Genomic DNA, 391 nt, shown 5'->3' with positions numbered 1-391 from the left:
TTTCAGAACCGTTGGGTAATGCCAACCATTAATTTTTTCAAGAATAAAATCTTTTGTTTGGTGTAAGGTCTGTGCCAAACCTTAAATTACCATGACTAGAAGCAACATGGATGGCAAAAACTTTATTGTTTTTCAAAATCATGCCACCACTATCACCTTGAATTGGTAGCCCTGAGGATGTTGTATATTGATATGTTGTATTAATTGGTAATTTATCGATTGATGCTACAGCGTATGATAAAGGATTGTCTCCCCCAAAACCATAGATCTCAATCGAGTCACTAACGTGTATATTTGAGGCGTTTAAGTCAGCAAAGTAGTGAATATTTTGAGCTTTAGCGTCTTGGGGTAGCGTCCATACGGAAACGTCATATTGAGAGCCTGAACTTGA

1 pseudogene is annotated in these 391 nt (G+C 37.3%); it reads right to left on the bottom strand.

Annotation, left to right across the window (positions count from 1 at the left end):
• Positions 1-37: 37 nt before the first annotated feature.
• Positions 38-391, bottom strand: a pseudogene (locus A142_RS24990) (trypsin); the annotation flags it as partial.

Source organism: Vibrio splendidus 12E03 (genome assembly GCF_000272105.2).
GTDB lineage: Bacteria > Pseudomonadota > Gammaproteobacteria > Enterobacterales > Vibrionaceae > Vibrio > Vibrio splendidus_I.
Note: the sequence above shows the minus strand (reverse complement) of the source record. Positions and strands in the feature narration are given on the sequence as shown.